Genomic DNA, 15,433 nt, shown 5'->3' on the forward strand with positions numbered 1-15,433 from the left:
TCACCTAAAAGATTCCTTTATCTCTTCTAAAATCAATTCTTTGGCCTTTTCCACATCTTCATATATTGTACAACCAGCAGCTCTTTTGTGTCCGCCACCATTAAATTTCTCACATATCTGAGAAACATCAATATACCTTTTACTTCTTACACTTATTTTAATTTGATTTTTCTCAAATTCCTTTAGAAGGCAAGCCACTTCTACTGGAGCAATATCCCTAATAAAGGAAACTATGCCTTCTGTATCTTCCATCTTAGCCTTACTCTCTTTCAATAATTCCTGAGTAACTTTCACAATAGCAACTTTATTATCAAAGCAGGTTTCTAAACCGTCTAGAGCCTTAATGAAAAGTTTGGTTCTTTCTAAACTTCTATTTTGATAAAGGTTAATATTAATATTATTCTTGTCTATACCTGTTTTCAATAATTTTGCTACGATTTCATGAGTTTCATAAGTAGTGCTATCATACATAAAGCTACCTGTATCTGTACTTATGGCAGTATAAATACAGGCAGCTATGTCTTTATCTAATTCAATTCCCATCTTCTCTATTAATCTATAAACTAATTCTCCAGTTGCTGATGAGTTTTCTGATACAACATTTACATCTCCAAAATAGGTATTGCTTTTATGATGATCAATATTTAAAACTTTATTGGCTTTCAAAACCATAGTCTTCTTAGAACCTAATCTATCTAAATCACTAGCATCTAGTGCAATAAATAAATCTATGATATTATCCTTTTCATCATAATCTTTAATCATATCTATATTAGGAAGAAAAGTATAATCTGAAGGTATTTCATCAGTTTTCACAATGAAAACCTCTTTTTCTATCTTCTTTAAAGCTAATCCCAATGCTAAAATAGATCCTATATTATCGCCATCAGGTTGAATATGAGATCCAATATATATTTTTTTACTTTGCTTAATAAGCTCAATAGATAGATCCATTTGATTATCTAGTGAATCATTATTCATCATCATTACCTCTTTTATCTTCATCTACTTTATTTACTTTGTCAATTAATTTAGACATATATATAGCTTGCTCTATAGATTCATCTAAAGTAAATATTGGCTCTGGAACATACCTTAAATCAATTCTACTCCCGATTTCCTTTCTTATATATCCTTTGGCACTTTCTAATCCTTTTAGTGTTTCGTCTTTTTCTTCCTTATCTCCTAATACCGATATATAAACCTTTGCAAATCTTAAATCCCTAGTTACTTCTACTTTAGTAACACTAGTCATAGGATTAACCCTCGGATCTTTTAGTCCATTATAAATTAATTCCGAAATTACTTTTCTTACTTCTTCAGAAATTCTATTCAATCTTTTATTATCCATAATGGATCACCTCTTATCTTTCTACTTCTTTCAAAATATAAGCCTCTAAAACATCCCCTTCTTTAATATCATTATAATTTTCAAGGCCTAATCCTGCTTCATATCCTGCCAACACTTCTTTTGCATCATCCTTAAATCTCTTTAACGAGGAAACTCCACCTTCAAAAATTACTACATCATCTCTAAGGAGTCTTATTTTTCCATTTCTAGTAAGCTTTCCGTTTAATACATAAATTCCAGCCACCGTACCTGCATTTGGAACTTTAAAAGTTGCTCTTACTTGAGCCCTACCAATAACTTCTTCAACTATAGTAGGAGCATGCATACCCTTTATAGCTGCTTGAACATCTTCTATTGCTTCGTAAATGACTCTATAAGTTCTTACATCTACCTTTTCTCTCTTAGCAACATCCAAAGCATTTAAATTTGGTCTTACATTAAATCCAATAACTATAGCATTAGAAGCAGAAGCTAACATTATATCGCTTTCTGTAATTCCACCAACTCCGCCATGAATCACATTAGTCTGAACTTCTTCTGTATTTAGTTTTTCTAAAGATTGTTTTAAAGCTTCTATAGATCCTCTAACATCAGCCTTAATTATAATATTTAAATCTTTTATTTCTCCTAATTTTATTTTTTCAAACAAATCATCTAAAGAAACCTTTTGATTGGATTTCATTTGCTCTTCTCTAATAACATCTCTTTTCTTCTCTGCATAAGCTCTTCCTGTTTTTTCATCTTCTACAGCATATAGAAAATCTCCAGAATTTGGAACTTCAGATAATCCCAATATAACAACTGGTATAGAAGGTCCAGCTTTTTTAACTCTTTTTCCCTTATCGTCTAGCATAGCTCTCACTCTACCACTAGATGTACCAGATACAACCATGTCGCCTACGTGTAACGTCCCCTTCTGTACTAATACCGTTGCAAGGGGTCCCTTACCTTTGTCTAGTTGAGCTTCTACTATAGTACCAATAGCATTTCTATTTGGATTTGCTTTTAGTTCTTGCATCTCTGCAACTAAAAGTATCATTTCAAGTAGTTCATCAATACCTTCATGGTTCAGTGCAGATACTGGCACAGTAATAGTATCGCCACCCCAATCTTCAGGAATTAATCCATATTCTGTTAGTTCTTGCTTTATTCTATCAATATTAGCAGTAGGTTTATCTATTTTATTAATAGCAACTATAATAGGTACTTGAGCTGCTTTGGCATGATTAATAGCTTCTATAGTTTGTGGCATAACACCATCATCAGCCGCAACAACTAATATGGCAATATCAGTAACTTGAGCCCCTCTAGCACGCATAGAAGTAAAAGCCTCATGACCAGGTGTATCTAAAAAAACAACCTTCTTATTATTAACATTAATTGTATAGGCTCCTATGTGCTGAGTAATTCCACCTGCTTCTTGCTTTGTTACACTAGTTTTTCTAATGGCATCCAATAAAGAAGTTTTACCGTGATCAACGTGTCCCATAACAGTTACTACAGGAGGTCTAGATTTTAAATCCTCAGATTTATCCTCAAAGTCTAAATCAAATTCATCTATTTCTTCTTCAATATCCTCTTCCTTTGCAGTAACAGTTACTCCAAATTCGTCAGCTACAATGCTAGCAATATCAAAATCAATAGATTGATTTTGATTTACCATAACACCTAAACCAATTAATTTAGTAATTACTTGAGAAGCGTTTACTCCTATTTTATCAGCCAAGTCTTTTACAATAATATTATTTTCGATTTCTATAATTTCTTCATTCCCTTCTGGTTTTATTAGTGTTTCTTCTTTTTCAATTTTTATGATTTCTTCTTTCTTTTTTTCTTGTTTATTATTATGTTTATTTTCCTTCTTTGGTCCTTTCTTTTCCTCTTCAATAATTTCTTTTATAAGTTCTGCCTCTTCACCTTCTATAGAACTCATGTGGCTGCTTACATCTATATTCAATTCCTCTATTTTTTGAATTAATTCTTTACTGCTCATTTTTAATTCCTTTGCTAATTCATAAATCCTAATTTTTGTCAAATTATACACCCCCTATATTATTTACAGGTGATATTTGCTATCATTGTTCTTGATTTAACTTAATAGCATCTTCTAGTCTTTCATATACCTCATCGGTGATTTCAGTTTCTAAAGCTTTTGATAACTTTTTATTCTTCTTTGCTAATTCAAAACACTGATTTTTAAAACAAATATAAGCTCCACGACCATTCATTTTACCTGTAAGGTCTACATTAATTTCATTTTCTTTATTCCTAACAATCCTAATTAGTTCTTTTTTAGGTCTGCTTTCTCCACAAGCTATACATTTCCTTAGAGGAATCTTTTTAACTTTCACTATATCACCCCTCTATAGTTAAATTTCTCCTTCATATTGACTCTCACACTTAATGTCAATCTTCCAATTAGTTAACTTAGCTGCTAATCTAGCATTTTGTCCCTCTTTACCTATTGCTAAAGATAGTTGATAATCTGGAACTACTACTAAAGCAGATTTTTCTTTTTCATTTACTTCTACTTTTAATACCTTGGAAGGACTCAAACTATTAGCTATAAATTCTGCAATGTTTTTGCTCCATATTACTATATCTATTTTTTCTCCATTTAACTCATCTACAATAGCTTTTACCCTACTTCCCTTAAAACCAACACAAGCTCCTAGAGGATCTACATTTGGGTCCTTTGAGTGTACTGCAATTTTAGTTCTAGATCCAGCCTCCCTCGATATAGCATAAATGTCAACGATACCATCGTTTATCTCAGGAACTTCCAATTCAAATAGTCTTTTCACTAATCCAGGGTGAGATCTAGAAAGCACTATTTGAGGTCCTTTAGTGGTTTTTTTAACCTCTAATATGAATAATTTCAATCTATCCCCTTGCTCATATTCTTCCCCTTCAATTTGCTCAGTGGGAGGTAGAACAGCTTCTGTTTTTCCTAAATCTATATAAACATTATTTTTGCTAATTCTTTGAATCATACCAGTTATGATTTCATTTTCTCTATTAATAAATTCATCATATATTACTTCTCTTTCAGCATCCTTTATCCTTTGAATAACAACTTGCTTTGCTGTTTGGGCAGCAATACGTCCAAAATTCTTAGGAGTTATTTCTACTTTTGCAATATCATCTATTTGGTATTTATTATCTATATGTTTAGCATCATCTAAGCTTATTTCTAAATACTCATTCTCTACATCTTCTACTACAGTTTTATTAGCATATACTCCTACTTTACCCGTTACCTTATCAATTTCCACTTCTACATTTTGTGATGACCCAAAGTTTTTCTTATAGCTTGAGATAAGTGCAGATTCGAGAGCATCAAAAATAACATCCTTTGATATCCCTTTTTCTTTTTCTATCTCTAGAAGGGCCTCAATAAACTCTGCATTCATTAATTAAACCTCCCTTAAAATTTAACTGCCAATCTTATTATAGATATGGATTCCTTAGGAATATTGACCTCTCCCATTTCTTCTTCCATAATAATAACTTCTTTTTCATTGAAATTTTCTAATACACCTACAAAAATTTTTTTACCATTCCAGTTATTATATAACTTGACTTCTATATCTTTACCAATATTTCTCTTTAAATCTTTATCAGTTTTTAGAGGCCTATCTAATCCAGGAGATGAAACTTCCAGATAATAGCTTACACTGATAGGGTCAACCTCATCTAGTTTATCACTAAGTAACTCACTCATTTTTTGGCAATCATCTAAATTTATTCCCCCTGGTTTATCTATATATACTCTCAAAAAATAGCTTGAGCCCTCTTTAACAAACTCAACATCTACTAAATCATAGCCAATTTCTTTAGTAATTGGTTCACAGAGATTGTTAATAACCTTGAGTATTTCTTTTTTGTTCATTGATATCACCCCCATAGCTTATATGTATTTTTTTATAATTGAAGAATAATTATACTAATTAATAATTCTTTCTACTTAAATAAATGAAGAGTGGGGAAACCCACTCTTTGCCAAGAAAATCCTTATTATTGTCATAATAATTATATCATAAATTTACAAAAAATCAAATAGTAAAAAGGCTTATTTGATTACTCTCAGGTAATCCATCTAAACATCCATGCTGTCTTAAAGCTTCTAAAACTGGTTTACTAACTTTCCCTCTGTTTACTAAATCCTCAACTGAAATAAACTTAGATATATTTCTTTCTTCAACTATTTTCCTTGCCACAGTTTCTCCAACACCTTCCAGCCCCTTTAATGGTGGTAGTATTCCTTCTTCACCAATTAAAAATTTATCACTATCAGATTTATATAAATCTACCTTCTCAAAATTATAGCCTCTAGCATACATTTCAAAAACCACTTCTAAAACTGTCAATAAATTTTTCTCCTTAGCCGTCATATTGTTAGATAAACTTTCTAGCTCTTTAATTTTATTTTTTACAACTTCTTTTCCTTGTAAAACTAAATTAGCATCAAAATCTGCAGCTTTTGTTGTAAAATAAGTGGCGTAAAAAGCTTCAGGATAGTGGACCTTAAAATATGCTATTCTAAAGGACATCATAACGTATGCTGCAGCATGAGCTTTAGGAAACATATACTTAATTTTGTTACAAGAATCAATATACCATTCTGGTATATTAAAACTCCTCATATATTCCTCATCTTCTGGCGATAGTCCTTTTCCTTTTCGTACCTTTTCCATGATTTTAAAAGATCTCTTTTTATCAAGACCGGCATATATTAAATAAAGCATTATATCATCTCTTGTAGATATTACTTTACTTAAAGGTGCTACATTATTCCTAACTAAGTTCTGTGCATTATTAAGCCATACATCGGTACCATGAGAAAGTCCACTAATTCTTACTAGTTCTGAAAAAGTTGTAGGTTTAGTATCTACTAGCATTTGTCTAACAAATTTTGTTCCAAACTCCGGTATCCCCAAAGTCCCAACTTCACAATTAATATCTTCTTTAGTAATACCCAAAGGTTCAGTACTTGTAAATATTTTCATTGTTTCTTCTTCATCCAAAGGAATACTTCTTGGATCAATACCTGTAATATCTTCTAACATTCTTATAATACTAGGAACATCATGGCCTAATATATCTAACTTTAGTATTCTACCACTTATTGAATGATAATCAAAGTGGGTAGTAATAACTCCAGAAGTCTTATCATCAGCTGGATATTGTATTGGAGTAAAATCCAATATATCTTTGTGTTTAGGAACTATCATAACTCCACCAGGATGCTGTCCAGAAGTTCTTTTAATTCCAGTACATCCCTGTACTAACCTGTTAATTTCTGCAGGATGAACAGTAATATCTCTTTCTTCAAAATATTTTTTTACAAACCCATACGCAGTTTTTTCAGCAATAGTACCTATAGTTCCTGCTCTAAATACATAACCTTCTCCAAATAACTCCTCAGTATATTTATGAGCCGTTGGTTGATATTCTCCTGCAAAATTTAAATCTATATCTGGTTCCTTATCCCCCTCAAAACCCAAGAATACTTCAAAAGGTATGTCCTGCCCATCTTTATTAAACTTATCTCCACATTTAGGACATAATTTATCAGGTAAATCTGTCCCTGATCCAATAGAACCATCCTCAATAAATTCACTATATTTACAACTTGGACAGACGTAATGAGGCATCAAAGGATTTACTTCAGTTATTCCACTCATAGTTGCAACAAAAGAAGATCCTACAGATCCCCTTGAACCAACTAAATATCCATCTTCTAACGACTTCCACACTAGTTTTTGAGCAATAATATACATAACAGCATACCCATTACTAATAATGGAGGTTAATTCTCTATCCAACCTTTTTTGTACTATATCCGGCAATGGATCCCCATATATCTCTACAGCTTTACTATAAGTTATTTTCTTTAACTCTTCATCAGCTCCCTCTATAATTGGGGGAAAAGTTCCTTCAGGAATAGGTTTTATATCTTCAATCATATCACTTATTATATTAGTATTTGTTATTACTACCTCTTTTGCTTTTTCTTCACCTAGATATTTAAATTCTTCCAACATTTCTTCCGTACTCTTAAAATACAAAGGCGGCTGTAAATCTGCATCTGAGAAACCTTGTCCCGACATTAATATTCTTCGATAAATTTCATCCTCTGGATCTAGAAAATGTACATCTCCAGTAGCAACTACTAACTTATTATACTTTTGACCTAAGTTATATATTTTCTTATTTATTTCTCTAAGTTCATTTTCATCTTTTACTAGTCCATTCCTAACTAAGTGCATATTATTACCAATTGGCTGAATTTCTAAATAATCGTAAAATTTAACTATATCTCTTATTTCATTAGCACTTTTACTTTTTAATATAGCTTTATATAATTCGCCAGCTTCACAAGCAGTTCCAATAATTAATCCTTCTCTATTTGCTTCTAATAAAGATTTTGGTATCCTTGGTCTTCTATGAAAATAGTTTATATGTGATTCTGACACTAGTTTATATAAGTTTTTTAATCCGACTAAATTTTTAGCTAAAATAACAATATGAAAAGTTTCATCCTTTGTCATATCTTTTCTAGAATTTAAGCTATTAATTTGCTTAAAACTAGTTACTCCATTTTCTTTTAATAAATCCATTGTCTTTAAAAATATTTCAGCTGTAGCAGTAGCATCATCAACAGCTCTATGATGATTTATTAAAGATACATTTAAATGTTTTGCTACTATATTTAGCTTATGACTCTTTAGCTCTGGAAATACTGCTCTAGATAATTCTAATGTGTCTAAAATAGGATTATGGAGACTTAGATTACTCAATCTCATTTTTTCTCTCATGAAACCAATATCAAAAGTAGCATTATGAGCAACCAGCACAGAATCTTCAATAAATTTATTAAAATCCGGTAATACCTCTTTAATTGTAGGTTTATCTCTTACCATCTCATTAGTAATACCAGTAATACTAGTTATCTTTTCTGGAATTAATCTTTCTGGGTTAATGAGCTGGCTAAATGTATCTATAATAACTCCATCCTTTACTTTTACAGCACCAATTTCTGTTATCATATCGTTTATAGCTGATAATCCTGTAGTTTCTAAATCAAAAACTACAAAAGTATCATATTCTTTACTTGGATCATAATTTGTTATTATTCCCTTCTTGTCATTAATCAAATAGCCTTCTAGACCATATATGATTTTTATCCCCAATTTTTTACCTAATTCCATGCCCTCTGGGAAACTTTGAACAATTCCATGGTCCGTAATTGCAATTGCTTTATGATCCCATTTTTTTGCTCTTTCTACTAATTTCTTCAGAGTAGAAATTCCATCCATAGAACTCATTTGGGTATGTAAATGAAGTTCTACTCTCTTTTCACGGGCATTATCTATTTTTTCTTCCTTTTCTAATTTATTTAAAGATTTTAACATAACAACTAAATGTTTAGAGTAATTATCAAACACAACATCCCCTTCTATTTTTACATAAGCTCCATTAACAACATTAGTTTCAAACTCTTCCGCTTGTTTATCTGTTAAGAAAACTTTTATTGTCATTGCATCAGTTAAATCTGATACATGAAATGTGATAAGTTTCTTATTTCCTTTAATTGGTCTAGATTCTAATTGAAAAACCTCACCAACAATAACAGTTAACCCTGTTTGAAGATCTATATCCTTAATTTTCATCGGAAGTTCAACGATTCTTTTACCATATATATAATTATTTGACACTTGTAAATCAGATTTTGGAGACTTTTTATCATTAGTGGCAACATTGTTTAGGGTTTCTATAGATATTTGCTTTTCTTCGTTTAAAGTTTGCTCCATGAAATCCATTTCATCTATCTTATACTTAGAATCACAAAGATTCACACTTACATTTAGACCTAGCTCATAAAAAAGTCTATTTCTAATTTCATCAACTATATTATATTTCTCTAAAGAAAACAACGCTATTTGATTAGGTGGGAAAATATTAAGAGAATCGCCAGCAACCTCCCACTCCAGTTCTTTAATCCAAGAACTGCTAGATTGAATTTCTTTTTCAATAATATAGTATAAATTTTCCTTATATGAATCAATTAATTCCTTATTCGTTCCTGATATAGAATAGCTAATCATAATTTTCACATTAAATTCCTTGAAAATCTCATTGAACATTTTACTTATAAGTTCTAAATCTAAGTACTCTACAATTCTATTAGATGTTAAATAAACATTTAAATCCATTTTTTCTTTTACTACTTCAACCTTAGATATAACTAAATCCAATTTTTTAAGATGAGTATATTCTTTATCAATATTTAGTTCAGCTAATTTAATTCCATTATTTATCATTAAAAGTTATACCCCCTTATCCTTGTTGAGATATTTCTAGTACATTATCTATTTTAGATAATGTACTTAATAGTTCATATTTGATAATAGGATTTATAATACTCAATTCAAGATTGATTTTTATCAGTCCTTCTTCTTTATGCTCTAAGTCAATATTTATTATATTAACCCCATAGTCACCAATAACCTGCCCTATCTTTCCTACTTGCCCAGGTTGATCTAAAGAAATTATTGTTATAAAAACAATCTGTCCTTTTATCTTTATTTTTTTACTTACTCTATAAAAGGATATTAAAGTAATAATAACTAACAAAGTTGTTATTACAGCTCCTAGATAAAAACCTGCACCAACAGCCAGCCCTATACAAGCAACAACCCATAGACTAGCAGCAGTAGTTAAACCCGTAACTATTCCTCCATCTCTATGTAAAATAGTTCCAGCCCCTAAAAAACCAATGCCGCTTATTACTTGAGCCGTCAACCGATCAGAATAATAAGTGGAACCTTCTGCAAACATTTCATGTAAGTATATGGATAGAAGCATAACCAAAGTTGATCCTAATGAAACAAGAATGTGCGTTCTAAGTCCTGCAGGCTTTTTAGTACTTTCTCTATCCATGCCTATAAGACTTGATAATATAAGAGACAATAAAAGTCTGAATATCACCTTTTTATAATTCAATTATACAACTCCAATCTATTTCATATTTTTTGTAATATATAAGAGAGTATAAATTTATCTAGGATATAATTTGACTAAAGTTTATTTCAAAAAGATTTCATTGATTTAAAATAATTATATAAAATCCTTTCTTATTTCATTTATCAATTCATCTAATAAATCTTCTTCTTTTACCTTCTTAATTATCTCACCTTTCTTAAAAATCAAGCCTTCTCCTTTTCCTCCTGCGATTCCAATATCTGCTTCCCTGGCCTCACCAGGACCATTTACTGCACATCCCATAATAGCAACTTTTATAGGTTTAGTAATGCCTTCTAGTCTTTCTTCCGCTTGCTCCACTAATTTAATAAGATCTATATTTGTTCTTCCACAGGTTGGACAAGAAATAATCTCGATTCCTTCTTTAAGTAATCCAAAAGATTTTAATATTTCTTTAGCAACTTTTATTTCCTCTATAGGATCTCCTGTTAAAGATATTCGTAATGTATCACCAATACCCATAGATAATAAAGCACCAATACCAGCAGAAGATTTGATAGTGCCTTTCCAAATCGGCCCAGCTTCAGTAATACCTAAATGAAGAGGATAATTCACCATATTAGATATTTTTTCATAGGATTTAATAGTTAAAGGAACACTACTAGCTTTTAGAGATATTTTTATATCATAAAAGTCCATATCTTCTAAAAGTCTTACTTGCTCTAAAGCACTATATACCATAGAATCTTCATTTACTCCATTATATTTTTCCAAATATTCCTTTTTAATAGACCCAGAATTTACGCCTATTCTAATAGGGACTTGATGTTCCTTACAAGAATTCACAACTTCCCTTACCCTATTTAGAGAGCCTATATTACCTGGGTTAATTCTCAATCCATCTACACCATATTTTATGGATTCAAGAGCCAACCTATAATCGAATTGAATATCAGCTATAATCGGAATACTAATTTGATTTTTTATTTCCTTAATAGCCTTAGCATCATCAAAATCTGTAATAGCTACTCTAATTATATTGCAACCCTCATCTTCTAAAGTTTTTATTTGGTTTACAGTAGATTCTATGTCCTTTGTAAATGTATTCGTCATAGATTGAATAGTAATTGGGTTATCCCCCCCAATAAGAACATTCCCTAATTTAATTACTCTAGTTTTTCTTCTTTCCATAATATCATCCTCTAAATAATTGAAATTTTATAATATCTCTATAAGTTACTACTATCATCAATAATATAAGAAGTACAAAACCTACGAAATGGAAAAATCCTTCCTTTTCGGGATCTATTGGCTTTCCTCTAATAATTTCAATTAAAAGAAACATTATTCTACTACCATCTAAAGCTGGTATAGGAAGTAAATTAAAAAATCCTAAGTTAACACTTATAAAGCCCATTATATACAATAAATTTAAAAATCCATATTTTGCCGCCTGCCCTACTTCATGGATTACTCCTACTGGACCTGATAAATCTTTTGTGCTGACTTGACCTTTAAAAATCATACCAACAAATTGAAACATCAATTTTAAGAACATTCCAGTCTTTTCAAAACCACCTCTTATAGCATAACCAATGGATTGAACAGATTTCGGCACAATGCCTATAATTGTTTTGTTTTCTTCTACAACAGGCTTAACTTTAAAATTTATTTTTTCGTGATCTCTTAAAACCGTGATCTTCATTTCTTCATTCGGATCAGATGCATTAATAGATTTAACTATTTTATTCCAACTACTAGTATTCTCATCATTTATGCTTATAATAGCATCTCCAGACTTTATTCCTGCTTGTTGTGCTGGAGATTCAATTATAGTTTCTTGAATTACATTTGTAGGCATACCTGCACCATAGGAAACTATAGTAAGCACCAATATAGCTAAAACAAAATTCATTATAGCTCCAGCGGCAACTACAGCTATTCTAGATGTTGCTGGCACTTTATTGAAGCTTCTAGGATCATTAGATGCTTCGTCTTCCCCCTCCATTCTAACATACCCTCCAATAGGAAGTAATCTTAGGGTATAGTCAGTTTCACCCTTTTTCTTTTGGTATAGTTTAGGACCCATTCCTATGGAAAACTCATTAACTCGTATTCCTACCATTTTCGCTACGGCAAAATGCCCAAATTCATGGAATAAAATAACCATTAGGAATACAAATATTGCAGCTATTAATGTTAACAATTTAAACACCACCTATTCAATTTAAAGTAAAAAGCAGCTAACGTAATAGTATACAACTGGAGCAGTGAATAGTATACTATCAAAACGATCTAATACGCCACCATGTCCTGGCATAATAAAACCATAATCTTTTATTCCTGAAATTCTTTTTATCTTTGAAGCCGCTAAATCACCTAACTGAGCAATCACAGAACAAACAATAGATAATATAATTAATTTCCAAATAGGCTCTAGTCCAAAATACATAGAATAAAGGACTGTTAATATTATACTACCAATTATTCCTCCTAAAGATCCCTCTATGGTCTTGTTAGGACTTAATTTAGGGCATAGTTTTCTCTTTCCAAATAAATTACCTGATAAATAAGCAAAGGTATCAGTACCAAAAGCAATAATAAAAATTAGCCAAATATACTTACTTTTATCTAAATAAACAATATGAAAAAATAAAAATGGAATATAAATTAAACTTAATACTGTTACAGATATGCCTTCTATCGTAACTTCCTTTTTTGTTATCAGAAGAATCATCAATGAAACAATTATTGCCGTAAGAACAAAATCCATAGATATAAATTTTAATCCTAATAAATTTAGATACAATCCAGTACATCCAATATATCCTACAATTTCAACTGGTATAATATTAATATTTTCAAAAGCTTTATAAAATTCCCTTAATCCAATTATTGATAATAAATATATGGCAAAAGATAAATATCCTCCCCCTTTAGCAACCACAATGATTAATAGAATAATTCCTACTATTCCACTTAAAGTCCTCTTTCCAAAGTCTTTCACCTATATTCCCCCAAATCTTCTGTTTCTTTTTTGATAGTCTAGTATAGCTTGATAAAATTGCTTTTCTTTAAAATCTGGCCAATTAATATCTGAAAACCAAAATTCAGCATATGCTATTTGATATAACATAAAGTTGCTAAGCCTTAATTCTCCACTTGGTCTAATAAGGAGATCTGGATCCGGTTGTCCTTTTGTATATAGATAATTAGAAAAACTATTTGGATTTAATTCTTCTATATCCATTTTACCCAATTCTATATCTTTTAAAATATTTTTAATCCCATATATAATTTCATCTCTGCCACCATAATTTAATCCTATATTAAGTATCATTCTTGTATTATTTTTAGTCTTTTCAACAGCTCTAAGTACTTCTTCTCTGGGTTTTGTCGGAAGTTTGCTAATATCACCCATTATTTGAATCTTTATATTATTTTTATGAAGTTTATCCAATTCTCTCTTTATATAAAATACAAGTATTTTCATAAGACCTTCAATTTCTTCCATAGGCCTCTTCCAATTTTCTGTGGAAAAAGCGTAAAGAGATAAATATTCTATACCTAAGTCTGCTGCCACCTCTACAATCTCTACTACTCTTTCCATTCCTTCTTGATGCCCTGCATTTCTGGGAAGAAATCTCTTTTTTGCCCATCTTCCATTACCATCCATGATTATAGCTATATGTTTAGGAAGTTTTTTTATATCAATTTCATTTTTAAGCTCTTCTATACTTAATTCTTGATTTCCCATAATATTTCCTCCCATCATTAAAAACCCCTTCCTACTTAAGAAGGGGTTCCATTTATATTTCCATTAACTCTTCTTCTTTTTTCTTTGTTATTTCATCAACTTCTTCAATGAATTTATCAGTTAGCTTCTGCATTTCATCTTCTGCTAATTTTTTATCATCTTCGCTAATTTCTTTATTTTTTTCCATTTTTTTCAATTTTTCATTTGCATCTCTTCTAGTATTTCTTATAGCTATTTTAGCATTTTCACCATTTTTTCTTACCAATTTTACTAAATCTTTTCTTCTCTCTTCTGTTAATTGAGGAATTGCTAATCTTATTAATTTTCCATCATTTGAAGGATTTAATCCTAGATCAGATTTTAAAATTTCCTTTTCAATTACAGGTATTAATTTTGCATCCCAAGGCTGAATAACCAGCAATCTCGGTTCTGGCGCTGAAACACTAGCTACCTGTTTAAGAGGAGTCATTTGACCGTAATAATCTACTGTTATCTTATCAAGTAATGCTGGATTAGCTCTTCCTGCACGTATACTTAGTAATTCCTCTCTGTAAACTGATATAGTCTTAATCATTTTCTCCTCAGCTTCTTTATGAAGATCCAAATTCATACTTAATCCTCCTTTACATGTGTACCTATTTTTTTTCCTAAAACAACATTTATAATATTATTTGGTTCATCAATACCAAATACTATTAATGGAATTTTATTATCCATACACAGAGAAGTGGCTGTTGAGTCCATTATCCCAAGTCCTAAATTTAATATATCTATATACTTTAACGACTCAAACTTCTTAGCTTCAGAATTTATTTGAGGATCCGAGTCATAAACACCATCTACACCCTTTTTAGCTAATAATATTACCTCTGCTTCAATTTCAGCAGCCCTTAATGCAGCAGCTGTATCTGTTGAAAAATAAGGGTTTCCTGAACCAGCTGCAAATATTACAACTCTGCCTTTTTCTAAGTGCCTTATAGCTCGTCTTCTTATGTATGGCTCGGCAACTTGTCTCATTTCAATAGCACTTTGAACTCTTGTAATTACTCCAATGTTTTCTAAGGCATCTTGTAGTGCTAAAGCATTCATAACCGTTCCTAGCATACCCATATAATCTGACGTAGTTCTGTCCATTTCTTTTGCACTTCGCCCTCGCCAGAAATTACCTCCACCGACCACTATAGCTACCTCTACGCCTTTTTCATGCAGTTTTTTAACTTCTTCAGATATTCTAACTACAGTATCTCCATCTATCCCTAAACCTTTGTCTCCAGCCAAAGCTTCTCCACTAAGTTTTAAAACTACTCGTTTAAATATGGGCTCCATCTTATACACTC

14 protein-coding genes are annotated in these 15,433 nt (G+C 31.0%); all 14 read right to left on the reverse strand.

What is annotated here, in order from left to right:
* The 14 genes from KQI42_RS06570 to pyrH all read right to left on the reverse strand — a co-directional run bounded on the left by KQI42_RS06570 (position 1) and on the right by pyrH (position 15,422).
* Positions 1 to 1,005, reverse strand: a complete 1,005-nt coding sequence (locus tag KQI42_RS06570; protein WP_246566189.1) for a DHH family phosphoesterase — start codon at positions 1,003 to 1,005, stop codon at positions 1 to 3.
* On the reverse strand, positions 974 to 1,351 hold the full coding sequence (gene rbfA, locus KQI42_RS06575; RefSeq protein WP_216517985.1) for a 30S ribosome-binding factor RbfA: 378 nt from the start codon (positions 1,349 to 1,351) through the stop codon (positions 974 to 976). Before rbfA ends, KQI42_RS06570 begins: the two co-directional genes overlap by 32 nt.
* Positions 1,352 to 1,364: 13 nt before the next feature.
* Positions 1,365 to 3,344: a translation initiation factor IF-2 gene (gene infB, locus KQI42_RS06580; protein WP_425519752.1), complete on the reverse strand. Its 1,980-nt coding sequence runs from the start codon at positions 3,342 to 3,344 to the stop codon at positions 1,365 to 1,367.
* Positions 3,345 to 3,426: 82 nt separating this feature from the next.
* On the reverse strand, positions 3,427 to 3,702 hold the full coding sequence (rnpM, locus tag KQI42_RS06585) for an RNase P modulator RnpM (RefSeq protein WP_343231655.1): 276 nt from the start codon (positions 3,700 to 3,702) through the stop codon (positions 3,427 to 3,429).
* A gap of 18 nt (positions 3,703 to 3,720) precedes the next feature.
* Positions 3,721 to 4,764 carry a transcription termination factor NusA gene (nusA, locus tag KQI42_RS06590; RefSeq protein ID WP_216517989.1) on the reverse strand — a complete coding sequence of 348 codons (1,044 nt, stop codon included), beginning with the start codon at positions 4,762 to 4,764 and terminating at the stop codon, positions 3,721 to 3,723.
* Between the two features lie 14 nt (positions 4,765 to 4,778).
* Positions 4,779 to 5,243 (reverse strand): ribosome maturation factor RimP, encoded by a 465-nt coding sequence (rimP, locus tag KQI42_RS06595; RefSeq protein WP_216517991.1) that lies wholly within the window; start codon positions 5,241 to 5,243, stop codon positions 4,779 to 4,781.
* 163 nt (positions 5,244 to 5,406) lie between these two features.
* On the reverse strand, positions 5,407 to 9,678 hold the full coding sequence (locus KQI42_RS06600) for a PolC-type DNA polymerase III (RefSeq protein ID WP_216517993.1): 4,272 nt from the start codon (positions 9,676 to 9,678) through the stop codon (positions 5,407 to 5,409).
* Between the two features lie 16 nt (positions 9,679 to 9,694).
* Positions 9,695 to 10,360, reverse strand: coding sequence for an MgtC/SapB family protein (locus KQI42_RS06605; RefSeq protein WP_216517994.1), 666 nt, complete (start codon positions 10,358 to 10,360; stop codon positions 9,695 to 9,697).
* A 114-nt stretch (positions 10,361 to 10,474) separates the two neighbouring features.
* On the reverse strand, positions 10,475 to 11,530 hold the full coding sequence (gene ispG / locus KQI42_RS06610; protein ID WP_216517996.1) for a flavodoxin-dependent (E)-4-hydroxy-3-methylbut-2-enyl-diphosphate synthase: 1,056 nt from the start codon (positions 11,528 to 11,530) through the stop codon (positions 10,475 to 10,477).
* A gap of 4 nt (positions 11,531 to 11,534) precedes the next feature.
* A complete protein-coding gene (gene rseP, locus KQI42_RS06615) occupies positions 11,535 to 12,545 on the reverse strand; it encodes an RIP metalloprotease RseP (protein ID WP_216517998.1) in 1,011 nt (336 codons plus the stop codon).
* 21 nt (positions 12,546 to 12,566) lie between these two features.
* Positions 12,567 to 13,346 (reverse strand): phosphatidate cytidylyltransferase, encoded by a 780-nt coding sequence (locus KQI42_RS06620; RefSeq protein ID WP_216518000.1) that lies wholly within the window; start codon positions 13,344 to 13,346, stop codon positions 12,567 to 12,569.
* Positions 13,347 to 14,096, reverse strand: a complete 750-nt coding sequence (uppS, locus tag KQI42_RS06625) for an undecaprenyl pyrophosphate synthase (RefSeq protein ID WP_216518002.1) — start codon at positions 14,094 to 14,096, stop codon at positions 13,347 to 13,349.
* A 52-nt stretch (positions 14,097 to 14,148) separates the two neighbouring features.
* On the reverse strand, positions 14,149 to 14,706 hold the full coding sequence (frr, locus tag KQI42_RS06630; RefSeq protein WP_216518004.1) for a ribosome recycling factor: 558 nt from the start codon (positions 14,704 to 14,706) through the stop codon (positions 14,149 to 14,151).
* A gap of 2 nt (positions 14,707 to 14,708) precedes the next feature.
* Complete coding sequence (pyrH, locus tag KQI42_RS06635; protein WP_216518006.1) at positions 14,709 to 15,422, reverse strand: UMP kinase; 714 nt, start codon at positions 15,420 to 15,422, stop codon at positions 14,709 to 14,711.
* Between the last annotated feature and the right edge of the window lie 11 nt (positions 15,423 to 15,433).

It is taken from the genome of Tissierella simiarum (assembly GCF_018917865.1).
GTDB classification, from domain to species: domain Bacteria; phylum Bacillota; class Clostridia; order Tissierellales; family Tissierellaceae; genus Tissierella_C; species Tissierella_C simiarum.